Annotated in this window: 21 protein-coding genes and 2 tRNA genes; 15 read left to right on the forward strand and 8 right to left on the reverse strand. The window is 61.6% G+C overall.

What is annotated here, in order from left to right; translation table 11 throughout:
* Positions 1–531: 531 nt before the first annotated feature.
* From BTM36_RS25645 to BTM36_RS25670, 6 genes are all read left to right on the forward strand, one after another.
* A complete protein-coding gene (locus tag BTM36_RS25645) occupies positions 532–957 on the forward strand; it encodes a thioesterase family protein (RefSeq protein WP_077238463.1) in 426 nt (141 codons plus the stop codon).
* 159 nt (positions 958–1116) lie between these two features.
* Entirely contained in the window at positions 1117–2268 is a 1152-nt protein-coding gene (locus tag BTM36_RS25650; RefSeq protein ID WP_006465414.1) for an ABC transporter substrate-binding protein, read from the forward strand.
* 171 nt (positions 2269–2439) lie between these two features.
* Positions 2440–3330: a branched-chain amino acid ABC transporter permease gene (locus BTM36_RS25655; protein ID WP_006465413.1), complete on the forward strand. Its 891-nt coding sequence runs from the start codon at positions 2440–2442 to the stop codon at positions 3328–3330.
* Positions 3331–3334: 4 nt separating this feature from the next.
* Positions 3335–5302, forward strand: a complete 1968-nt coding sequence (locus BTM36_RS25660; protein WP_077238464.1) for an ATP-binding cassette domain-containing protein — start codon at positions 3335–3337, stop codon at positions 5300–5302.
* Positions 5303–5304: 2 nt separating this feature from the next.
* Positions 5305–6033, forward strand: coding sequence for an ABC transporter ATP-binding protein (locus tag BTM36_RS25665; protein ID WP_006465411.1), 729 nt, complete (start codon positions 5305–5307; stop codon positions 6031–6033).
* A 164-nt stretch (positions 6034–6197) separates the two neighbouring features.
* Positions 6198–7028, forward strand: coding sequence for an alpha/beta fold hydrolase (locus BTM36_RS25670; protein ID WP_077238465.1), 831 nt, complete (start codon positions 6198–6200; stop codon positions 7026–7028).
* 29 nt (positions 7029–7057) lie between these two features.
* On the opposite strand, the gene BTM36_RS25675 is transcribed toward BTM36_RS25670, so the two are convergent.
* Positions 7058–7252, reverse strand: a complete 195-nt coding sequence (locus BTM36_RS25675) for a hypothetical protein (RefSeq protein WP_077238466.1) — start codon at positions 7250–7252, stop codon at positions 7058–7060.
* Between the two features lie 57 nt (positions 7253–7309).
* On the opposite strand from BTM36_RS25675, the gene BTM36_RS25680 reads away from it, so the two are divergent.
* Positions 7310–7801 carry a helix-turn-helix domain-containing protein gene (locus tag BTM36_RS25680; RefSeq protein WP_254427100.1) on the forward strand — a complete coding sequence of 164 codons (492 nt, stop codon included), beginning with the start codon at positions 7310–7312 and terminating at the stop codon, positions 7799–7801.
* A 486-nt stretch (positions 7802–8287) separates the two neighbouring features.
* On the opposite strand, the gene BTM36_RS25685 is transcribed toward BTM36_RS25680, so the two are convergent.
* The 3 genes from BTM36_RS25685 to BTM36_RS25695 all read right to left on the reverse strand — a co-directional run bounded on the left by BTM36_RS25685 (position 8288) and on the right by BTM36_RS25695 (position 9550).
* Positions 8288–8363 (reverse strand) — tRNA-Lys (locus tag BTM36_RS25685).
* Between the two features lie 71 nt (positions 8364–8434).
* A tRNA-Lys gene (locus BTM36_RS25690) sits at positions 8435–8510 on the reverse strand.
* Positions 8511–8725: 215 nt separating this feature from the next.
* Positions 8726–9550, reverse strand: coding sequence for a spermidine synthase (locus BTM36_RS25695; RefSeq protein WP_077238467.1), 825 nt, complete (start codon positions 9548–9550; stop codon positions 8726–8728).
* Positions 9551–9734: 184 nt separating this feature from the next.
* Between BTM36_RS25695 and BTM36_RS25700 the strand changes: the two genes are divergently transcribed.
* Positions 9735–10550, forward strand: coding sequence for a MetQ/NlpA family ABC transporter substrate-binding protein (locus BTM36_RS25700; protein ID WP_077238468.1), 816 nt, complete (start codon positions 9735–9737; stop codon positions 10548–10550).
* A gap of 83 nt (positions 10551–10633) precedes the next feature.
* Positions 10634–10774, forward strand: a complete 141-nt coding sequence (locus BTM36_RS28500) for a hypothetical protein (RefSeq protein WP_166757875.1) — start codon at positions 10634–10636, stop codon at positions 10772–10774.
* A 36-nt stretch (positions 10775–10810) separates the two neighbouring features.
* Here BTM36_RS28500 and BTM36_RS25705 read toward each other — a convergent pair whose 3' ends face one another.
* Positions 10811–11410, reverse strand: a complete 600-nt coding sequence (locus BTM36_RS25705) for a DNA-deoxyinosine glycosylase (RefSeq protein ID WP_077238469.1) — start codon at positions 11408–11410, stop codon at positions 10811–10813.
* A 164-nt stretch (positions 11411–11574) separates the two neighbouring features.
* On the opposite strand from BTM36_RS25705, the gene BTM36_RS25710 reads away from it, so the two are divergent.
* The 3 genes from BTM36_RS25710 (at position 11575) to BTM36_RS25720 (ending at position 13421) form a co-directional block, all read left to right on the forward strand.
* Entirely contained in the window at positions 11575–12324 is a 750-nt protein-coding gene (locus BTM36_RS25710; protein WP_077238470.1) for an SDR family oxidoreductase, read from the forward strand.
* A gap of 34 nt (positions 12325–12358) precedes the next feature.
* Positions 12359–12805 carry a DUF962 domain-containing protein gene (locus tag BTM36_RS25715; RefSeq protein WP_077238471.1) on the forward strand — a complete coding sequence of 149 codons (447 nt, stop codon included), beginning with the start codon at positions 12359–12361 and terminating at the stop codon, positions 12803–12805.
* Between the two features lie 163 nt (positions 12806–12968).
* Positions 12969–13421, forward strand: a complete 453-nt coding sequence (locus BTM36_RS25720; protein ID WP_006465401.1) for a glycine zipper 2TM domain-containing protein — start codon at positions 12969–12971, stop codon at positions 13419–13421.
* Positions 13422–13747: 326 nt separating this feature from the next.
* On the opposite strand, the gene BTM36_RS25725 is transcribed toward BTM36_RS25720, so the two are convergent.
* The 3 genes from BTM36_RS25725 to htpG all read right to left on the reverse strand — a co-directional run bounded on the left by BTM36_RS25725 (position 13748) and on the right by htpG (position 16914).
* On the reverse strand, positions 13748–14326 hold the full coding sequence (locus BTM36_RS25725) for a GNAT family N-acetyltransferase (protein WP_077238472.1): 579 nt from the start codon (positions 14324–14326) through the stop codon (positions 13748–13750).
* The gene (locus BTM36_RS25730; protein WP_006465398.1) at positions 14310–14837 is read right to left on the reverse strand and encodes an FUSC family protein; all 528 of its coding nucleotides are present in this window, start codon (positions 14835–14837) and stop codon (positions 14310–14312) included. Before BTM36_RS25730 ends, BTM36_RS25725 begins: the two co-directional genes overlap by 17 nt.
* 166 nt (positions 14838–15003) lie before the next feature.
* Complete coding sequence (gene htpG, locus BTM36_RS25735) at positions 15004–16914, reverse strand: molecular chaperone HtpG (RefSeq protein ID WP_077238473.1); 1911 nt, start codon at positions 16912–16914, stop codon at positions 15004–15006.
* 449 nt (positions 16915–17363) lie between these two features.
* On the opposite strand from htpG, the gene BTM36_RS25740 reads away from it, so the two are divergent.
* The 3 genes from BTM36_RS25740 to BTM36_RS25750 are packed head-to-tail and all read left to right on the forward strand — an operon-like array spanning position 17364 to position 21232.
* Complete coding sequence (locus tag BTM36_RS25740) at positions 17364–19010, forward strand: TolC family protein (RefSeq protein WP_077238550.1); 1647 nt, start codon at positions 17364–17366, stop codon at positions 19008–19010.
* 12 nt (positions 19011–19022) lie between these two features.
* Positions 19023–19862 (forward strand): OmpA family protein, encoded by an 840-nt coding sequence (locus BTM36_RS25745; RefSeq protein WP_077238474.1) that lies wholly within the window; start codon positions 19023–19025, stop codon positions 19860–19862.
* Positions 19859–21232, forward strand: a complete 1374-nt coding sequence (locus tag BTM36_RS25750; protein ID WP_077238475.1) for an HlyD family type I secretion periplasmic adaptor subunit — start codon at positions 19859–19861, stop codon at positions 21230–21232. Before BTM36_RS25745 ends, BTM36_RS25750 begins: the two co-directional genes overlap by 4 nt.
* Positions 21233–21330: the final 98 nt, after the last annotated feature.

Genomic DNA, 21330 nt, shown 5'->3' on the forward strand with positions numbered 1-21330 from the left:
CGACAGCCCGGCTGGACCGCCGCCGACGATGACCACGTCGTATTCCATGGATTCGCGAGGGCCGTATTGTGCGAGCAAGTCTTGAGAAGAAGTCATGGGTGTCCCGTGTTATGTGAACTGCCTGTTTTTCGAACGATCGTGCTATTGTTAAGTATTTTTCGATGAAACGCTAGAGGGCCGGCGGTAATTCGTCGAATTTCTTCGCCTTCCTGTGCGCAGGTCTGAAACAATGCGCGGTGAACAGCGTTTCACGGCGGCCATTGCGCCGGTCTGAGTCGTTCCAGAATGCCGCGTATTTTATGGGATTTTGCCGGCGAGACTCATACCGGTTTGGCATCTGGCTATAACTCGCGCTTATGTTCCCGCTGAAATCTGTGCCAAGGGTGGCGTGGAGAGTCTGCGGTTGAATCCGGAATGAAGCGGAAAACCGGGGTTCAAGAAGAATCTGCTGCGTCAGAAAAGTGACGAGAACGGCCCGCCCGCATGAAAAATATTTCAGTCATCGATGAATCAAACCGTAAAGGATCACCAATGAGCAGTCAGGAAAGCACCGCAGCGAAACCTCTTTTCGTTTCCCGCCAGAGCATTCGCTGGGGCGACATGGATGCGTTCGGTCACGTCAACAATACCGTCTACTTCCGCTTCATGGAGCAATGCCGCATCGAGTGGCTGGAAGAGGTCTTCGGCCCCACCATCGCGGGCGAGGAAGGACCGGTGATCGTCAATGCGCACTGCAATTTCCGGCGCCAGATGAAGTATCCAGCCACCATCGAGGTGCACATGCTGGGTGGCCAGCTGGGACGCACGAGTGTGGAAACTACGTATGTCATCCGCGACGCCGACGATGAACAGATCATTTATGCTGACGGTGCCGCAAAAATAGTCTGGGTTGATTTCAAAAAAGAAAAGTCCACTGCGATGCCTGACAAGCTGCGACAGCTCCTGACAAGCTTGTAAGTTTGGCGCAAGGAAACTGCGACAGAATCGCCCCGACACTCCCGCAAGGAATCGCCAAAGAGCGAGGGGAGCGGAGAATTCGTTTCACACGGAGCGGGTTCAAAAAGTGCTACGCCCGTCACCGATGTGCTAGCCAACAATTACATTCTGGAGGATGACATGACATACAAGACCCAAGCCTTTGTTGCTGCCGCCCTGATGACGCTCGCAATGTCGTCGCAGGCAGCTGATCCGATCAAGATCGGTGTTTCTGGTCCGTACACTGGTGGTTCCGCTCCGATGGGGGTCTCCATGCGCGACGGCGTGAAGCTGGCCGTGGCCGAGATCAACGCCGCTGGTGGCCTGCTGGGTCGCCAGATTCAGCTGGTCGAACGCGATGATGAAGCCAAGAACGAGCGCGGCGTGCAGATCGCCCAGGAGCTGATCAACAAGGAAAAGGTGGTCGCCACCGTCGGCTTCATCAACACCGGCGTGGCCCTGGCCTCGCAACGCTTCTACCAGGAAGCCAAGATCCCCGTGATCAACAACGTGGCCACCGGCACCGTGATCACCAAGCAGTTCGAGAAGGAGAAGGACAATTACGTCTTCCGCACCTCGGCTGCCGACAAGATCCAGGCCAAGATGATCGCCGACGAAGCCGTCGACAAGCAGAAGCTGACCAAGGTCGCCATCCTGGCCGACTCCACCAACTATGGCCAGCTTGGTCGTGAAGACCTGGAAAAGGTCCTCTCCGACAAGAAGGTCACTCCGGTGGCCGTCGAAAAGTACAACATCAAGGACGTGGACATGACGGCCCAGCTGCTCAAGTCCAAGCAGGGCGGCGCCCAGGCGGTGCTGACCTACGGCATCGGCCCCGAACTGGCGCAGATCGCCAATGGCATGGAAAAGCTGAACTGGCACGTGCCTATCATCGGCAGCTGGCCGCTGTCCATGGGTAACTTCATCGACAACTCCGGCAAGAACGGCAATGGCGCCCGTATGCCGCAGACCTTCATCCAGGACGGCACCACTCCCAAGCGCAAGGCCTTCATCGAGGCTTACCAGAAGGCTTACAAGGTTGACCGCATGCCCTCGGCTGTCTCGGCTGCCCAAGGCTACGACTCCATCCTGCTGCTGGCCGCTGCCATCAAGCAGGCTGGCACCACCGACGGTGACAAGGTCCGTGCAGCCCTGGAAAACCTGAACACCAAGGTCGAAGGCGTGGTCACCACCTACGACAAGCCGTTCACCCACGACGATCACGAAGCCATCAAGCCGGGCATGGTCGTGATGGGCGAGGTCAAGAACGGCCGCGTCATCCTCGGCAAATAAGACTCGACTTGCTTCACGCACAGTAGTCGAAGAGGCCAGTCCTTGCGATCCGGGGGCTGGCCTTTTTCACACGATCTGTTGACGATTTCCTAACGGTCCGCCCTGGCGGTGCCGCGGCGTCGTCGCAGCTCTACGCCGCCACCCGGCGGTAGCCGCTTCTTGGGAAATACAATGGACATCCTCTTACAACTGGTCTTCTCCGGGATCGCGCTCGGCATGATCTACGCCGTGATCGCCTTCGGTTACCAACTGACCTTCGCCACGTCCGGCACGCTCAATTTCGGTCAGGGTGAAGCCCTGATGCTGGGCGCGCTGGTGGGCCTGTCGGTCGTGGGCAATATCCACGGCGGACCTTATCTCAACTATTGGCTGATGATCCCCATCGTGCTGGTGTTCGGCGCACTGCAAGGCATGTTCGTCGAATGGATCGGCGTGCGGCCGGCCATCAAGATCAAGTCCGAATTCGGCTGGATCATGTCCACCATCGCACTGGCCATCATCTTCAAGAACGTGGCCGAAAACATCTGGGGCAAGGACGACTTGCCGTTCCCTTCGCCGATCTCCGGCACGCCGTTCCAGATCATGGGCGCCAATGTGCAGCCCATGCAGGTGCTGGTGGTGATCGGCGCCTTGCTGATCATGGCGGCGGTCGAATTGTTCAACCGCAAGTCCATCTACGGTAAGGCCGTGGTGGCGACTTCCAATGACCGTGACGCTGCCGGCCTGATGGGCATCAACACCAGCATGGTGATCACGTTCTCCTATGCGCTGTCCTCGGCCACGGCGGCCTTTGCCGGCGTGCTGGTGGCCCCGCTGACCTTGACCGGCGCCACCATGGGGGCGGCACTGGGTCTGAAGGCGTTTGCGGTGGCCATCATCGGCGGCCTGACCTCGGGCATGGGCGCCATCGTCGGCGGCCTGATCCTGGGCGTGGCCGAGACCGTGACCGGCTTCTACATCTCGACCGGCTACAAGGAAGTTCCGGGACTGGTACTGCTGTTGCTGGTACTGGCTGTCAAACCTGCAGGCCTGTTCGGCAAAACTGCGATCAAGAAGGTCTGAAGCGATGAACAAGAAAATCCTGCTGCTGTCCTTGCTGGGCATTGTCGCGCTGGGCGGCATTCCCATGGTGGTGCACAACCCGTATTACCTGCACCTGATCGAAACCATCCTCATCTATGCCATCCTGCTGTTCGGGCTGGACATCGTGGTCGGCTACACCGGCCAGGTCTCGCTGGGGCATGCCGGCCTGTTCGGTATTGGTTCCTATGCGGCCGGCGTGCTGTTCTTCAAGCTTGGCATGCCCATCTTCGTGACCATTCCTGCCGCCATCGCGGTAACGGCCGTGTTCGGTGCCATCCTGGCGCTGCCGGCCTTGCGCGTGACTGGTCCTTACCTGGCCATGGTCACGCTGGCATTCGGTACCATCATCCAGATCCTGATCAATGAAATGACCTTCCTCACCGAAGGTCCACTGGGCATCAAGCTGCACAAGCCCATGATCGGCGGCGAGAAGATGAGCGAAGTGCAGTTCTTCTATCTGGTGGCGATCCTGATGGTGCTGTCCATGATCGTGGTGCATCGTATCCTCAAGTCCAATCTCGGTCGTGCCTTCCAGGCATTGCGCGATAGCCCGATCGCCTCGGACTGCATGGGCGTGTCGGTGTATCGCTACAAGGTCTATGCCTTCATCATCAGTGCCGCGCTGGCGGGCCTGTCGGGCGCGTTGTATGCGTATTCGGAGGAGTACATCTCACCCAATACCTACAACTTCGAACTGACCATCCTGTTCCTGCTGGCAGTGATCATGGGGGGGCGCAAGTCACGCATCGGTTCGCTCATCGGCGCGCTGATCGTGGTGATGCTGCCGAGCCTGTTGTCGGATATTGCGCTGTTCCGTCAGATCGCGACCGTGCTTGCGGTCATCGTGGTGGTCGGCGCAGGTGTGCAGCTGGCCAAGAAGACCAAGACCCTGCGCGGCGTGGCCGTGCCGGTGGTGGCGACCATTGCCATGGCGGCCTTCTCCTACAAGCTGGAAAACATCACCGACTGGCGTCTGACCATCTTCGGCTTGATGACCCTGTTCGTCGTGTACTACCTGCAGGATGGCATCGTCGGCTTCTGTCGTAGCCTGTTCGGCCGTGTCTTGACCAGGCATGTGCCGGTGGCGCAGCAGATTGCCGGTGACAAGGAGCGCGCCGTCATCACGACCGACTCGGTCAAGGATGAAGGTGCAACCCTGCTGAAGGTCAACCAGATCCTGATGCAATTCGGTGGTCTGAAGGCGCTCAACCGCGTGGACCTGGATGTGCGCAAGGGGACCGTGCATGGCCTGATCGGCCCCAATGGTTCCGGCAAGAGCACGATGATGAACGTGCTCACCGGCATCTATCGTCCTACCGATGGTGCGGTGGAATACGACGGTCGCCAGATCTCCGGCAATACTCCCTCGACCATTGCCCTGGGTGGCGTGGCGCGGACCTTCCAGAACGTGCAACTGTTCGGCGAAATGACAGCCACCGAAAACGTGCTGGTTGGCTTGCATCACACCTTCAACAGCAATGTGGTCGATGTGATGGTCAACACGCCGCGTTATGTGCGGGAAGAGCAGGCTGCCCGTGAGCGTGCGGCTGCCATCCTTGAGTTCGTCGGTCTGGCCAACCTGGCCAACGAAGAGGCACGCAACCTGCCTTACGGCAAGCAGCGCCTGCTGGAAATCGGTCGTGCCCTGGGGCTGAATCCGAGCCTGTTGCTGCTGGACGAGCCGGCCGCCGGCCTAACCGCGCCCGACATCAAGGAACTCATTGCCATCATCCGCAAGATCCGCGAAGCCGGCATCACCATCATCCTGATCGAACACCACATGGACGTGGTCATGTCGATCTGCGATACCGTCACCGTGCTCGACTTCGGCCAGAAGATCGCCGAAGGCAAGCCAGCCCAGGTGCAAGCTGACCCCAAGGTCATCGAAGCCTACCTCGGCAGTGGCGCAGGCGATGCCCATGACAACACATCCAGCCCCGCGGGAGCCTGAACATGCTGACTATTTCCAATCTGCACGCCGCTTACGGCAAGGTCGAGGTGCTGCATGGCATTTCCATGGACGTGCCCAAGGGCAAGGTGGTGACACTGATCGGCTCCAACGGTGCCGGCAAGACCACCACCATGCGCGCCATCTCCGGCATGATCAAACCGAAAGGCGGGGAGGTCACGCTCGGCGGCAAGAACATCACCGGCCTCGATTCCCACCGGATCGCCCGCTTCGGCCTGGCCCATTCGCCGGAAGGGCGGCGAGTGTTCGCCACCATGAGCGTGACGGACAACCTGCTGCTGGGCGCTTTCCCACGTTTCACCCGGGCGCGGCCCAAGGGAGATATCGCCCACGATCTGGAGCGGGCGCTGGAGTTGTTCCCGCGGCTCAAGGAGCGCCAGACCCAATTGGCCGGGACGCTCTCTGGCGGCGAGCAACAGATGCTGGCCATGGCGCGTGCCGTGATGTTGAATCCCGAGGTCATCCTGCTGGACGAGCCCTCCATGGGGCTGGCGCCGATCCTGGTTGATGAGGTGTTCCGTATCATCTCGCGGCTCAAGGAGCAGGGCGTGACCATGCTGCTGGTCGAGCAGTTTGCGGCGGCCGCGCTCAATGTTGCGGATTACGGTTATGTGTTGGAGAATGGAAAGATCTCCGTACATGGACCCGCCGACAAGCTGCAGAACGACCCGGCGGTCAAGGCCGCCTATCTGGGCGGTGGGGCGCATCACTGATGAGCTGAATTGGACTTCGCGTCAGGCGTGCGATCCGCATGATACTTGGGCTCGCACGTCGCCGTGGCTGACAGCGTGTCCGGTATATTAAGGGGGAGGCATACCCCTTGAAGGCTGTTTAGGCGCACCCTTGGGTGCGCCTTTTCTTTGGTGGAGGTGTCTACGTGAATGCGCCGCAATCATGCCGGTTCGAGGTGAAGGTCGAGGGTGTCACCCTGCAGGCCTGTCTCTGGGGTGAGCGCAAGCCGGGCCGTCCGGCCCTGGTGTTGATGCACGAATCCCTCGGTGGGCTGGCCCTTTGGCGGGACTTTCCGGCGCAATTATCGGCGCGTACCGGTTGCGCCGTGGTCGCTTACGATCGCTATGGCTTTGGTGCCTCCGATGCGCGCAATGACCGGCTTTCATCTGATTTCGTCGCCGCCGAGGCCCGGCCGTGGCTGGCCGCCGTATTGCAGCAGCTGGAGCTGGGCGCCGTGGTGTTGTTCGGTCATAGCGTGGGCGGCGGCATGGCCATCTCGGCCGCGTCCCAATTGCCGGATCAGGTGGTGGCCGTCATCACTGAATCGGCTCAGGCCTTTGTGGAAGAGCAAACGCTGCAAGGCATACGCGCGGCGCGTAACAGCTTCGCCGACCCGGCCCAGGTATTGCGGCTGGCGAAGTACCACGACAACGACGTGCGGAAAGCACGGTGGGTGCTCGATGCCTGGATCGACACCTGGCTCGATCCAGGCTTTGCCGGCTGGTCGCTGGATGCTGTTTTGGCCCGCGTGCATTGCCCGGTGCTGGCGCTGCATGGCGATCTGGATGAATTTGGATCACTGGCGCATCCGCAGCGCATTGCCCGCGTCGGCGTAGAGGGGCAGCAGGGACGCGAATGCCTGGTGCTGTCCCGCTGCGGCCATGTGCCTCACCGGGAGCAGCCGGAGCAGGTTCTGCAGGCAGTCTGCGATTTTCTGCGGCGGCGGGTCGAAGGCTGTTCGCATCTGTCTGGTTAGCGGGGGGGGATTCGGGGTGAGCACTGCCTCTATTGCTCATCCAGATCACCCTGGAAGGCCTGCAGGCCTCGCAAGTACATCATCCTGATGAACAGTGCCCTGGATCGGTAAGTTTGTGCCGCAAAGTGGTTAGCCTCCTCCAGTTCAGCTTGGGTAAGTCGAAAATTCACCAGACGTGCCGACGCATTTGCGGGCATACGTTCGGTTTGTTGCTTGCCTGCCATAAGATGTCTCCTGGCTTATTGATTCGAGAGAAACATTCTAGGAGAGGTCGTTTTCAGATGTCATCGAATAAAACTGAATATTTGACAATACTTGGCGATCGGTTGGCGAAAGAACGCAGCCGTTGTGGCCACACCCAGAAATCCGTGGCCGACGAACTGGAGATCACCGCCCGCACGCAGATCAAGTACGAGATCGGTGAAACCGCGCCTGACGCTTACTACCTGCATGGCCTCGTGGCGATCGGCATCGATGTCACCTATGTGCTGACCGGCACGCGAGGCGTGCTCCCCACGGCACAGGAGAGTGAACTGATCTCGTGCTATCGCAGTGTCGATGCACCGACCCGCACTTTGCTTGTGCAACTGCTGCAAGGAATGGCGCGCATGTCGCTGGCGACACGCAAGAAGCGCGACTTCTACGCTGTTCAGGACGTCAAGCGTGGCAAGCCGGGTCGCCGCAAATCAGTGCCTCCCGAAGCACCGAAGGTCGATGCTGGTGGCGACTCAACCACGCCGACCTCGGGCCCGGACCGAATGGACGGGCGCTGAGCCGGAGGGGAGGCGCCTTGGGCTGTTTTCCGAAGCCTCAGGTCGATTGGCAAGCTTCGCCCTGGAGCATCACCTCGCGGTGCCGCGTCGAGACCACGAAAGCCATCGCTGGGCCTATTCATGACTTCCTCGCACGTCGGCGGGTCGATATGGGGAATTGTGTTCCGGGCAGCTCTGCATTAAGCGATATCTGCATCAAGCGATATTCGGCTTTAGTGAAGGCCGGGCATTTGCGGAGTTGCTTTTATCGGAAGTCGCACGGGCCCGTTTTGTTAGCCAGCAGATTGCTTCATTTCCCGGTAAGTCATGTCGTCTATGCGAGCTGATCTTGCTGACAGTGAAAGGAGCTTTGCTTCCAGGCTGTTACCAAACCGCCACTCAGGCGTGTGAGCTGATTCTGCCGATGTAGTGGCTTGATCAACCAGCCGGGAATGGTGGAAATGAAAAAAGGGTTACAGACCTGTGCAGGCTGTAACCCTTTTGTATTGGTGGGGCGTCACAGATTCGAACTGTGGACCTACGGATTAAGAGTCCGCTGCTCTACCAGCTGAGCTAACGCCCCGAGATGTTCCTGCCAATGCAGGTCAATCTGGAAGTGAAAAAGGCCTCGATACGAGAGGCCTTTTGAAATTTTGGTGGGGCGTCACAGATTCGAACTGTGGACCTACGGATTAAGAGTCCGCTGCTCTACCAGCTGAGCTAACGCCCCGTTGCTGCACTTCGTTGTTGCTGCAGTGCTGCAAGAGAGAGCGCATTATAGGAGGGGGTAGGGGGTAGTGCAAGCATTTTTTGGGAAAAAGATAAAAATATTTTATCTCTAAGCACTAACAAGCTATCCAGCCCCCTGTTTTGTGGCGAATGGCGCGCACTGATCGCGCCATTGCAACAAGGCCATGCCAGGCTATTGCGCAGTCCCCTTTACGCTCAATCTCCAGCCTTGATACCGTTCACCCAGGACTTTGCCGGCAGTTTGGTCTGGGCCTCGATCAAGGCCGCCCGCGCATAGAGTTCCGGAAAATCAAACGCGATCTGTCCCTTGAAGGCCAGCGCCACCACGTTGCCATCGTGGACCTCCGGCAGCGACACCACCTTGTCGAAGGCGAACTCCATGGCGCGCAGGTTCTTGGCGTAGCTGGGATGATCGCCGAAGAGGTTGACCGTCATCACGCCACCCGGTGCCAGGCTGTCGTAACAGGCCTGGTAGAACTCCGGGCTATCCAGCACCGGCCCGCGCGCCGTGGCGTCATAGAGATCGACCTGCAACGCATCGATGATGCCGTGACCGGCGGCATGGACGATGAAATCCATGGCGTCGCTCTCGATGATCATCAGACGTTCGTCCGGTTCAGGCAGCTTGAACATGCTATGGCAAATCGCAATCACCGCCGGGTTCAATTCCACCGCCGTCACCAGCGCCTGCGGGAATTGCCGATAACCGAACTTGGTCAGCGCACCCGTGCCCAGCCCCAGTTGCACGATGTGTCGCGGCGCACCGTTGAACAGCATCCACGCCATCATCTGCTGCGCATATTCCAGTTCGATCCAGTCCGGTTTGCGGATGCGCATGGCACCCTGCACCCATTCAGTCCCGAAGTGCAGATAACGCACGCCGTCCAGTTCGGAGAGCGTGACCGGTGCGTATTTGGGCTTGCGCGGCTTGTTGCTGTCGGCGTCCAGTTGTTGACGACGGCGATTGGGACCGGCCTTGGTATTGGCCTGGGCCTCGATGGATTTTCTTTTGATGAGCATTTTCGATAGGAATCTGGCGCAGCATCCCGAAGAGAAGGGCGTGCCGACGGATGCCGAATGATACCTTGCCTGACCGATGCCCAGCGCCTTGCCTGCAATTGCCGCATATCGACATGCGGATTCATTCCTTCTTCCGGGCCTGGCTACATGTGAGGATGCAGACCTCATCATTTTCGGAGTCACCATGCATTTCGCTGCATTCATCAAGCGCATCGCAGTCGTTGCTGCGCTGACCCTGGCGGTCGCGCCCCATCTGGTGCACGCCCAGGACAAGACCAAGATCAAGGTCGGCATCTCGGTCGGCAGCGCCGAGGCCATCTTCGATGTGGTCAAGAAAGTCGCCGCGCGCGATGGACTGGAGATCCAGACCGTGGTCTGCAGTGACTATCTGCAGCCCAATGCGGCACTGGCAGCGGGCGACCTTGACGCCAATGCCTTCCAGCACCGCCCCTACCTGGAAAGCCAGATCGCCGCGCGCGGCTACAAGATCGTGCCAGTCGGTCTGACCATCACCGCGCCGCTGGGCATCTATTCGCGCAAGTTCAAGTCGGTCGACCAACTGCCCAACGGCGCCCATATCGGTATCCAGAACGATCCCTCCAACGGCAATCGCGCCCTGCTGCTGTTGCAGAAAGCCGGCCTGATTAAGCTCAAGCCGGGCGTGGGTGAAAACGGCGTCAACGCCACGCCGCTGGACATCATCGACAATCCCCGCAAGCTCAAGCTGATCGAGCTGGACGCCGCGCAACTCCCGCGCTCGCTGGACGACCTGGCCGCGGCCTCGATCAATAACGACTACGCCTACAAGGCCGGTCTATCGCTGCAGAAGGACTCCATCGCCGTCGAAGACCCGCGCGGCCGCTATGCCAACATCATCGCCACCCGTGCCGAAGATCAGGACAAGCCCTGGGCCAAGAAACTGGTGCAGGCCTACCACTCCGAGGAAGTGCGCAAGTTCATCGAGACCGAATTCAAGGGCTCGCTGGTCCCCGCCTTCTGAGTCGGGCGGCAAGCACGAGCCGAACCGCCCTCCGGGGCGGTTTTTTTCATGCCAACCGCGCCGGCCTCCATTAAACTGCCGGCATGATCAAGAATCTCATCCTCTGCCTGAAGCTGGCCATCGTGTTCGGCGCCATCGTGTTTTTCGCGAAGGCCTTGCAGTATCTGATTTTCAATGGCGGCTTGTCGGGCGAGTTCTACGATTACCTGTTCTTCCGGAAGTGAACGCCGGGCGCAGGCGCCACGAAGGGCGAGCAGGCCTCAAGCGGACCCGGTCAATGCATCGCGCCAGCGCGCCAGCTTCTGCGCATACGCCAGCGCCGCATAGGCCGGGCTGCTGGACGGCAACAGGGCGATCCGATACCGCTGTGCGTGCAACCCCAAGGCCGCCAGTCCCAGCTTGGCCGCCGTCCCGCCGTTGAAGGCAATCGTGCGCAATTGCGGCAAGGTGGCCAGCAGCGCCTGCAGGTCGTTCTGGGAGTGATCGCGGATAGCGCTGTCCAGGCTGCCCAGACGTCGCGCATTGGCGATCACGTCCCACAGGCCGATGCGGTGTTCCAGCAGCGTCGCCAGCCGGGCTTCATAGGCCATCCCATACAAATCGGCCCCGATCACCTCGCCCACCAGGCGCCAGAACGCATTGCGCGGATGGCCATAATACTGGTGCAGGGCCAGCGAGGCGACGCCAGGCAGGCTGCCCAGGATCAGGGTGTGCGTGTCCTGCGCCACCACCGGTGGAAAGCTCGCCAGCAGCGGATCACTGGCGGCGAAGGCTACCGGCGCGTGGAGAGCGCTGCTGGACTCCGCCACCGATGGCGGAGTCAAGGCGGTAGCACGCCGGGCGGTTTTTCGGTCGGGCATGATTGCGTCTGGATGAAAAGAATTTCAGCAAGCGCCGCACTCATCTGGACGCGGCACAATGACCGGCGGCTGCAGATGCCGCGCGCTTGCGGCAAAATGCACATCTTAGCGTAATCATCCCCCGGGCCAGCGCGTTCGGGCATTTCATCCAAGGGAGACAGAACATGACAGAAAAGGTCATCATCGTCACGGGCGGCAGCCGTGGCATCGGTGCGGCAACCGCCTTGCTGGCGGGCCAGCGCGGCTATGCGGTATGCGTCAACTATGTCAGCAACCGTGACGCCGCCGAATCGGTGGCCGAACGCATCCGCACCGCCGGTGGCCGCGCCATTACGGTGGCCGGTGACGTGTCCCGCGAGGAGGACGTGCTGCGGCTCTATGCCACGGTAGATGAGCAGCTCGGCCGCGTGAGCGCTCTCGTCAACAATGCCGGCATCCTTGAACACCAGTCCCGCCTGGAAGACATGAGCGCCGAGCGTATCACCCGCGTGCTGGTCGCCAATGTCACCGGCAGCCTCTTATGCGCGCGCGAAGCGGTCAAGCATATGTCTACCCGCCATGGCGGCCAGGGTGGGGCCATCGTCAACCTGTCCTCGATGGCGGCCAAGCTGGGCGGGCCGGGCGAATATGTCGACTATGCCGCCTCCAAGGGGGCCATCGACGCCTTCACCATCGGCCTGTCCAAGGAAGTGGCGGGCGAGGGCATTCGCGTCAATGGCGTGCGCCCGGGCCTGATCTATACCGACATCCATGCCAGCGGCGGCGAAGCCGGCCGGGTCGATCGTCTCAAGGACGCCGTCCCGATGAAACGCGGCGGCACTGCCGAGGAAGTCGCCCATGCCATCCTCTGGCTGCTCTCGGACGAGGCCTCCTACGCGACCGGTACCTTCATCGACGTCTCCGGCGGCCGTTGAGGTCGGCCGGTTTCCTTTCCAGCGGAGAGCCAGCATGGACAGCACGACTTCACCCCGTCGCATCGACGAGTTGCTGGCCCGCTACGGCGAGCACCACCGGCACCCCATGAACGAGCTGATCCACTGCATCTGCGTGCCGGCCATCGTGTTTGCGGTGCTGGGCCTGTGCTGGCTCATCTCGCCGGCGGTAGCACTGCTGGTCGCGGCCGGCGCACTGGCTTACTACCTGCGCCTGTCGCCGCCCTTTGCCGTGGGCATGCTGGCCATGTCGGCGCTGATGCTGGTCGTGCTGGCGCGCTTGCCCGCAGGTGCGGTGCTGCCGGGCTCTGTCGTGGTCTTCGTGCTGGCCTGGATCGGCCAGTTCGTCGGCCATCGGATCGAAGGGCGCAAGCCCTCCTTCTTCCAGGATTTGCGCTTCCTCCTGATCGGGCCGCTGTTCGTACTGGCCTTCCTCTATCGGCGCTGGCATATCCCGTACTGAAGCGGGCAGCCGCAGCATTTCCGGATCGGGCGCGCTTTGTATTAAGATGTCGTAGATGGACGGTATCGACCGCCGATGCGCATTCATGGCGCGTTTGCGAGGATGCGTGCCATTTCCACGCTGCCCGGAGACGGGCCAAAATTTCAGTTGGAGTGTTTTTGTTATGAAGAAATTGCTTGTGATTGCAGCCTTGGGCTCCCTGGTGGCCGGCTGCGCAGTGACCCCCAATTCGGCCAGCGTCTACAACTCCCGCCAGGCGCAGGGTGAGCAGACCGTGCGCATGGGCGTGGTCGAATCGATCCGCAACGTGACCATCGACAAGGGTTCCAGCGGCATCGGTACGCTTGGTGGCGCTGCACTCGGCGGCATCGCCGCGGGCTCCAACATCGGTGGCGGCAACGGTGCCCTGGCAGCCGGCATCGTCGGCGCGCTGGCCGGTGGCGTGCTGGGCAACCAGGCTGAAGCCCACCTGAACAACCGTCCCGGCCTGGAAATCACCGTGCGCCTGGACAATGGCGAACTGCGTGCCATCACCCAGGATGCCGACGAGCCGTTCCGTATCGGCGAGCGCGTGCGCCTGCTCTCCAACGGCCGTACCACCCGCGTGACCCACTGATCGGCGTCACCGCATCAGAAAAAGCAGGACTGCGGTCCTAATGCCGCTCAGTTAAGCTTGTTACCAGCTCGAAAGCTCGCTCAGACTTTGTTTGCACCACCGCTGACCGTTCGTCCTGAGTAGCGGCGTAGCCGCGTATCGAAGGCGCGCCACAAGCTGAGCAGCGCCTTCGATACGGCCCTAAAGGGCCTACTCAGTCCGAACGGTTTCAGATGGCTTGAAGAGAACCAAGCAAAATCGCCGCGCCAAAGTCATCTGGCGCGGCGATTTTTTCTTAACTGAACGGCATTAGGACTGCGGTCCTGCTTTTTTTGTCCTTGCGCAGTTCAGGAGCAAGCCCGCGTCAGCCAGGCTTGCCTCTCCATCCGGTATAGCCGGTGCATGCGATACGGGTGATTCACGGGCAGCCGTGGGTGCAGGAAGTCATCCTGCACGTCCGTCTGCATTCCAAGCCTTTGCATTACCGCCAGCGAGCGCAGGTTCGCCGGGATCGTGAATGCCACGATCTGGGATAAGTGCAGTGCCTGGAACCCGTAATCGAAGGCACAATGCGCAGCCTCACTCACATAACCCTTTCCCCATAACGCCGGCGCCAATCGCCAGGCGATTTCCACGGCCGGGGTGAAATGCGCTTCAAATCCCACCTGCATCAAGCCCACGAGCCCCGCGAACTCGGCCACGTCCGGTATTTCCAGCGCCCATGGGCCGAAGCCGTGCATGTCGAAATGCGCTTCGATGCGATCCGCCAGTGCATCGCTCTCCGAGCGCGTCAGCGGAGCCGGGAAATGCTGCATGGCCACGGGATCGGCATTGAGCTCTGCCAGCGGCCCTCGATCATCCGGCCGCCACCGACGTAGCAGTACCCGTGGTCCCCTCAGCAGGGCGTTTTCAGGAGTTCGCAGCATCCCCATCCTCCGGCTTGGACCGCAGCTTCAGCAGCCACATGTAGATCACCGTCTCCAGCAGCGCCACCGTGCTGCCGATGATGACTTCGCCCACCCGCATCAGCGCCAGATGCAATTCCTGGCTCAGCCCCTGGCCGGTAAAGGCCGCCGACAGCAGGATCACCACGGTCGCCGGGCCCAGCCGCCAGTTGCTGGGATAGTTCTGCAGCAGCATGGCCACCACTACGGCCGCAGTCAGCGCCACCAGCATCGCCAGGAAGGTCGGGCCGAATACCACCAGGGCAATGCACGAGACAATGCAGCCCGAAATGGTATTGATCAGCCGCGCCCGGAAATTGGCCTTGGCCACCGTCATGTCCGGTTCCGTGACGATGATCAGCGAGATCATGGCCCAGTAGGGTTCGGCGATGCCCAGGGCGCGCAATCCGTACCACAGGATCAGGCAGCCGGAGAGGATCTTGACCAGGTAGGCCAGGGCATTCTTGCGGGGATTGATGAAGTGCAATTCCATGGAAACGGGCGGGAGCAGGGGAGGGGCGACTGGATGGGGGCGATGTTAACCATGCACGGACAACCCGGCAAGCCTCCATGCAAAAACGCCGCCGCGTCCGGAGTGACCGGTGCGCGGCGGCGTTTCTGGCGCAGGCCCCCGAACCCGGGCGCCAGGCTGCCACGGCTTACTTGCCGGCCATGGCCAGCAGCATGTCATTGGTACGCTTGACGAAGCTGGCCGGGTCAGCCAGGGCGCCACCCTCGGCCAGCAGGGCCTGGTCGTACAGGATGTGCGACCAGTCGTCGAAGCGCGCCTCTTCATACTTCAGACGCTGCACCAGCGGGTGGTCCGGATTGATTTCCAGGGTCGGCTTGGAATCCGGTGCGGCCTGTCCCGCCGCCTTCAGCATGCGCACCAGGTTGCCCGAGAGCTCGTTCTCGTCAGCCACCAGGCAAGCCGGGGAGTCGGTCAGGCGGAAGGTCACGCGCACGTCCTTGGCCTTGTCGGCCAGGGCGGTCTTCATCTTCTCCACCAGATCCTTGTACTCGGCCTGCGTATCTTCGTGCTGCTTCTTCTCGGCCTCGTTTTCCAGCTGGCCCAGATCCAGACCACCCTTGGCCACCGAGGCCAGTTCCTTGCCTTCGAACTCGGTCAGGAAGGACAGCATCCACTCGTCCACGCGGTCCGTCAGCAGCAGCACTTCCACGCCCTTCTTGCGGAAGATTTCCAGGTGCGGGCTGTTCTTGGCCGCCTGGAAGGTCTCGGCGGTGACGTAATAGATCTTGTCCTGGCCTTCCTTCATGCGGCCCAGGTAGTCGGCCAGCGCGACGTTCTGCACCTCGCTGTCGTTGTGGGTCGAAGCGAAGCGCAGCAGCTTGGCGATGCGCTCCTTGTTGGCCGCGTCTTCGCCGATGCCTTCCTTGAGCACCTGGCCGAACTCGGTCCAGAAGGTGGCGTACTTGTCCTTCTGCGCCTGGTCCTCGCTGTTGGCCAGCTCTTCCAGCAGGCCCAGCACGCGCTTGGCCGAACCATCGCGGATGGCCCGCACGTCGCGCGACTCCTGCAGGATTTCGCGCGAGACGTTCAGCGGCAGGTCGGCCGAATCGATCACGCCCTTGACGAAGCGCAGGTACACCGGCATCAGCTGCTCGGCGTCATCCATGATGAACACGCGCTTGACGTAGAGCTTGATGCCGCCGCGCTTGTTTCGGTCCCACAGGTCGAACGGGGCGCGCGCCGGGATGTAGAGCAACTGGGTGTATTCGCTGCGGCCCTCGACCCGGTTGTGGGTGTAGGCCAGGGGCGCGCCGAAATCGTGCGAGACGTGCTTGTAGAACTCTTCATATTGCTCAGGCGTGACTTCCGACTTGCTGCGGCTCCACAGCGCGCTGGCCTGGTTCACGGTCTCCAGCTCGTCCTTCTGCACGGTTTCCTTCTTTTCCTCGTCCCATTCTTCCTTGTGCATCAGGATGGGCAGGGAAATGTGGTCGGAATACTTGCGGATGATGGACTTCAACTGCCAGGCCGAGAGGAACTCGTCCTCACCCTCGCGCAGGTGCAGGATGATGTCGGTGCCGCGGCTCGGCTTGTCGATCTGCTCGATGGAGAAATCACCGGCACCTTCGGATTCCCAGCGCACGCCTTCGGCGGCCGGGGTGCCGGCACGGCGCGTCTCGACCGTGATGCGGTCGGCGATGATGAAGCCGGAATAGAAGCCCACGCCGAACTGGCCGATCAGGGCCGCGTCCTTCTGCTGGTCGCCCGACAGGCGCGAGAAGAACTCCTTGGTGCCCGACTTGGCGATGGTGCCCAGGTGGGAGATGGCCTCCTCACGGTTCATGCCGATGCCGTTGTCGGAAATGGTGATGGTGCGTGCGGCCTTGTCGAAGCTGATCCTGATCTTCAGTTCCGGGTCGTCTTCGTACAGGCCGGCGTTGTTGATCGCCTCGAAGCGCAGCTTGTCGGCCGCATCGGAGGCGTTGGAGACCAGCTCGCGCAGGAAGATTTCCTTGTTCGAATACAGCGAGTGGATCATCAACTGGAGCAGTTGCTTGACTTCGGCCTGGAAGCCCATGGTCTGTTTTTCGGTGGCCATGTTTGTGTCCTTATTGAAGAAATGGATGAGTTGAATAGCTTGCGGCAATCGCCTGTGGGCTGGATATAGGGAGAGACTTGTGGTTTTTCAACAGCATTTTTAAAGAGTTTTTCAGCGCTTTGGTCTTCTGCGGAATTTCCTGATGGCACGGCGGCAACAAGATCACCATAATTGCGACTATTAATTTTTATCAAGTCAATTGAAATTAAACGGTTTTTTGCCGTTATTTGTAATTGAGTTGCAATCCTCGAGTGATAGAATTGTTTTGACAAAATGGTAATAATTTTCGTTTTTCCCCAAAGAGGGAGAGCGGAAGCAGAGGGCCAGGCCGGGACTTGCAAAGACGAAGAATATGAGTCCCCGTGCCTGATAACTGGAATCGCAGCGCTGGCTGGCGATTCTTTCCTAAGGGTGTTTTGGGGCAGGGGAGGCCGGTCCGGTACCGGCTGATCGCGTTGATGAGAGTTCTCAAGAGCAAACAGTTCATATTCGCAGTTTCACTCGGACTGACCGCGCCCCAGGTGGCACGGTCTGCAGATAACCCGCCGGTACCGGCGGAGCCGCCGGCAGCGTCCAGAGCGGTGGTGAACGTACCGCCACAGAACGGCGGCACCCTGGATGTACCGCCCCAGATCCGCCTGGGCGCCGATCCGGCCGGTCCGGCGCTGGCCGACTATCGCCTGCCGGCCTTGCCCGCCGATACCCCGGCGCCTTCGGCGCAGGACGAAATCCTGCTGCTGCTGCGCCAGTCCGATCCCGGCTTTTCCGGCAACCTGATCGCGCTGCCCCAGATCAGCATCGTCACCGAGGGTGATGTCGTCCCTGACCTGAACCTGCGCAGCGTACTCGACCTGGCGCTCAACAACAGCTACAGCTATGCCGCCACGGCGGCCCAGGCCGATCAGGCCCGCTATGCGTCCAAGGCCACCGCCGGACAGATGGGGCCGACCCTGGACGTGCGGGCGCAGAAGGGCAACGAGTATTCCTCGCCTTCCTCCGTGCTCGACCCCAATACCGGCCTGGTGCAGCGTGCGAACTACCACAAGCGCTGGGATGTCACGCTGATCGGTCGTCAGCCCATCTTCGCCCCCGGCTCCTACTACGACTACCGCAAGTCCAGTTCCCTGGCCGATGCCGCCGACCTGCGCCGCGACGACGCCCGCGAGACCCTGTACTACAACGCCATCAAGGCCTACTACGATGTCATGCGCGCGTACGCCTCGCTGTCCTTCGCCCGCAGCTATTCGCAGCGCATGAGCGCCTTGCTGGACTACATGAACAAGCGCCTCGAAGGCGGCGGCGCCAGCCGCATCGATTTCGAACGCGTGCGCGGCCGCTCGCTGACCGCCCAGTCCGCCGTGGCCGAAGCCGAAGGCGCCCTGGAAAGCGCCATGGTGACCTTGAACCAGGTCACCGGCCGCAAGATCGAGCAGCTGGAAGTGCCCGACCACATGATGCCGGTGGTCCCCGACACCTCCAAGCTTGCCCTGCAGGACGTCTACGACACCAATCCCGGCGTGCGTGCCGCGCGGCGCGATCTGGATGCGGCCAATCAGGAACTGAAGTCGGCCCGTGCCAAGTTCTCGCCTACGCTGGCCCTGGAATGGACCCAGATCAAGAGCCGTGGGGTCGGTGGGGCCATCGATACCACCACCAACGCCCTGCAGCAGACCACCGATCGTCGCCTGATGCTGGTGATGTCGATGAACCTGCTCAACGGCGGCTCCGACGTCTATTACACCAAGCAGGCCGGCGCCAAGTACGTCGAAAAGAGCAACACCGCGCTGGACCTGGAACGCAAGTTGCGTGAGCAGATCGAGATCAATTACCGCACCCTGGGCGCGGTGAGAAAGCGCATGGAAATCTCGCGCCAGGCTTACCTGACCAATGCCAACGTGGCCGATGTCTTCCTGGAACAGCTCTCCACCGGCAGCAAGCAATTGCTGGACGTGCTGGATGCCTACCAGCAGGCCTACCAGGCGCGTACCGATTTTGCCAACCTGCTGTTCCAGCAGGCCGACATCAGCTATCAGATCCTGCGCAACACGGGGCGCGCCTCGGCGCTGGAAACCCTGCCCGCGCGGGCAGCGAAATAGGACGGGGGACACATGGAGGGGGGAAGGGAACAGAATTTCTGGCCAGGCTTCGTGGACGCACTGTCCAACGTGGTGCTGGTGATGATCTTCGTCGTGGTGGTGTTCGTGGTGACCTTGTTCTACTACTCGCAGAAGCTGGCCCAGACCAAGGTCAGCCAACTGATCTCGCAGACGCAGAGCCAGAACCAGCGTGAGGTCAAGGCATCCCAGAAGGATGTGGCTGCCGCCGAACGCAGCGGGGCCGAGCGCCAGAACGACAATGCGCCCACTAACGCCAGCAGTGCCAGCAGCGCTGCCAACAGCGCCGCATCCAGCGCCGCCGAGACACCGGGCGAGCGCGAGAAGGCCAAGGAAATCGAACAGCTCAGGCGTGAAGTGGCTACCCTGAAAGCCAAGCTGGCCGCGCCGCCGTTGCAATCGGACAATGGCAGCCTGCGTAGCGACGCCGCGCCCTCCAGCCCCAACGCGATCCAGGTCAAGACCGAACCCAATGACAAGGAAGTGGCCCCCGGCCTGCGCATCGACGCCAACGAAAAAGCGGTCACCCTCACTTTCGACGCCGACTCCACCCAGTTGAACGACGAGGGCGGCAAGGCCCTCGACAAGAGCATCGGCGACTGGATCCGGCGCGTCAAATCCAGCCAGGGCAAGATCGTCGTGACCGGCGTCATCGGCAGTGGCAGCTACAGTGAAAGCCGCCGCCGCGCCTACTACCGCACCGTCGCCGTGCGCAATTACCTCATCGATGCCGGGGTCGACAAGGAGCGCGTGACCAGCCGCGTGGCCACCGACCAGAACGGTAGCGGCAACGATGCCCGCGTGGTCGTGCAATATCAGGCCTCGGCAAAATGACGCTCTCGCTCAAGCCCGGCGCCGACCACGGGATTGCCTCCCGCGGCAAGGGCTTCATGCGCCGCGTAGCGCCGCGCCTGGACCGCCGCCTGGGCCAGTTGCAGGCCATGCCGCGCCCGCGCCTGGCGGTCCTGGCCTGCGCGCTGCTGCTGGCCTTGCTGGTCGTCTGGTCCATCCTGGCGCCGATCGACATGGTGGTGCGCGGCAGCGGGCGCATCGTCGCTTCCGAACATAACCAGGTGATCCAGCATCTGGAGGGTGGCATCGTCTCGGCCATCCTGGTGCGCGAAGGCGCGGTGGTCAAGAAGGGCCAGACCCTGATCTCCATTGCCGACGTGCGCGCCAATGCCGACCTTGGCGAAGGCCGTGTGAAGATTCTCGGCCTGCGTGCCAGGGTGGCGCGGCTCTCGGCCGAAGCTTCCGGCGCGGCCAGCCTGCAGATGCCGGCCGACCTCGAGCGTGATGATCCGGCCGTGCAGAGCGAGCAGGCCGCCTTTGCCGCCCGCGCCGCCAAGCTGACGCAGGAAATGTCGGTGCTGCGCGAACAGGCCGCCCAGCGCCAGGCCGAACTGGGCGAGGCCGTGAGCCGCCAGAAGAGCCAGGCCACCGAGGTCGACCTGGCCCAGCGCCAGTACAAGCTGATCCACAACATGCTGGAGCGCAATGCCGCCTCCCAGCTGGAAGACATCCAGGCTGCGGCCCGCGTGCAGGATGCCCAGAGCCGCCTGGCCGCCACCGATGCCATGATCCCGCGCCTGAAGGCGGCCATCGCCGAATCCCAGGCCAAGATGGGCGAAGCCTCCTCGCGCTTCCGCTCTGATGCCCGTACCGACCTGACCGCCACCGAAAACGAACTGGCGCGCCTGCAGGAAGAAATCAAGTCGCGCAACGACCGTGTCTCCCGCTCCGAAGTCAAGGCACCCATGGATGGCGTGGTCAACCGCGTCATGATCAATACCGTGGGCGGGGTGGTGCGCCCGGGCGACCCCATCATCGAGATGACCCCCAGCGACGACAAGTTGGTCATCGAAGCCCGCATCTCCCCGACCGACCGTGCCGAACTGGTCACCGGCGCCCGTGCGCGGGTCAAGGTCTCGGCCTATGACTATGGCGTCTATGGCGCCATGGAAGGCGTGGTCACCGAGATCAGCGCCGATACCGTGCCCGACGAGAACAACCAGCGCGGCGAACGCAGCTATCGCATCAAGATCGCCGTGCAGCGCGGTGACAGCGCCTTGCAGCGCAAGCTGGACCTGATGCCCGGCATGACCGCCAGCGCCGACATCATCGTCGGTCGCCGTACCGTCTGGCAGTACCTGATGTCGCCCCTGTCGCGCTTCGGCCAGGGTGCCCTGCGGGAGCCGCGATGATCGCCCCGCACCGCCTGCATCCCCGGTTTCACCGGTCGCACACGCCCACCCCGATGGGCGTCGCGGCTTTTGACGTTTTCTGCACCATCCACATCCCC

The sequence above is a fragment of the Herbaspirillum sp. VT-16-41 genome (assembly GCF_001994935.1).
Taxonomy (GTDB): Bacteria; Pseudomonadota; Gammaproteobacteria; order Burkholderiales; family Burkholderiaceae_D; genus Herbaspirillum; species Herbaspirillum frisingense.

Coding starts and splice junctions, on each gene's coding strand:
- BTM36_RS25645 (WP_077238463.1), top strand. CDS start 532: ATGAGCAGTCAGGAAAGCACCGCAGCGAAACCTCTTTTCGTTTCCCGC.
- BTM36_RS25650 (WP_006465414.1), top strand. CDS start 1,117: ATGACATACAAGACCCAAGCCTTTGTTGCTGCCGCCCTGATGACGCTC.
- BTM36_RS25655 (WP_006465413.1), top strand. CDS start 2,440: ATGGACATCCTCTTACAACTGGTCTTCTCCGGGATCGCGCTCGGCATG.
- BTM36_RS25660 (WP_077238464.1), top strand. CDS start 3,335: ATGAACAAGAAAATCCTGCTGCTGTCCTTGCTGGGCATTGTCGCGCTG.
- BTM36_RS25665 (WP_006465411.1), top strand. CDS start 5,305: ATGCTGACTATTTCCAATCTGCACGCCGCTTACGGCAAGGTCGAGGTG.
- BTM36_RS25675 (WP_077238466.1), bottom strand. CDS start 7,252: ATGGCAGGCAAGCAACAAACCGAACGTATGCCCGCAAATGCGTCGGCA.
- BTM36_RS25680 (WP_254427100.1), top strand. CDS start 7,310: ATGTCATCGAATAAAACTGAATATTTGACAATACTTGGCGATCGGTTG.
- BTM36_RS25695 (WP_077238467.1), bottom strand. CDS start 9,550: ATGCTCATCAAAAGAAAATCCATCGAGGCCCAGGCCAATACCAAGGCC.
- BTM36_RS25700 (WP_077238468.1), top strand. CDS start 9,735: ATGCATTTCGCTGCATTCATCAAGCGCATCGCAGTCGTTGCTGCGCTG.
- BTM36_RS28500 (WP_166757875.1), top strand. CDS start 10,634: ATGATCAAGAATCTCATCCTCTGCCTGAAGCTGGCCATCGTGTTCGGC.
- BTM36_RS25705 (WP_077238469.1), bottom strand. CDS start 11,410: ATGCCCGACCGAAAAACCGCCCGGCGTGCTACCGCCTTGACTCCGCCA.
- BTM36_RS25710 (WP_077238470.1), top strand. CDS start 11,575: ATGACAGAAAAGGTCATCATCGTCACGGGCGGCAGCCGTGGCATCGGT.
- BTM36_RS25715 (WP_077238471.1), top strand. CDS start 12,359: ATGGACAGCACGACTTCACCCCGTCGCATCGACGAGTTGCTGGCCCGC.
- BTM36_RS25720 (WP_006465401.1), top strand. CDS start 12,969: ATGAAGAAATTGCTTGTGATTGCAGCCTTGGGCTCCCTGGTGGCCGGC.
- BTM36_RS25725 (WP_077238472.1), bottom strand. CDS start 14,326: ATGCTGCGAACTCCTGAAAACGCCCTGCTGAGGGGACCACGGGTACTG.
- BTM36_RS25730 (WP_006465398.1), bottom strand. CDS start 14,837: ATGGAATTGCACTTCATCAATCCCCGCAAGAATGCCCTGGCCTACCTG.
- htpG (WP_077238473.1), bottom strand. CDS start 16,914: ATGGCCACCGAAAAACAGACCATGGGCTTCCAGGCCGAAGTCAAGCAA.
- BTM36_RS25745 (WP_077238474.1), top strand. CDS start 19,023: ATGGAGGGGGGAAGGGAACAGAATTTCTGGCCAGGCTTCGTGGACGCA.
- BTM36_RS25750 (WP_077238475.1), top strand. CDS start 19,859: ATGACGCTCTCGCTCAAGCCCGGCGCCGACCACGGGATTGCCTCCCGC.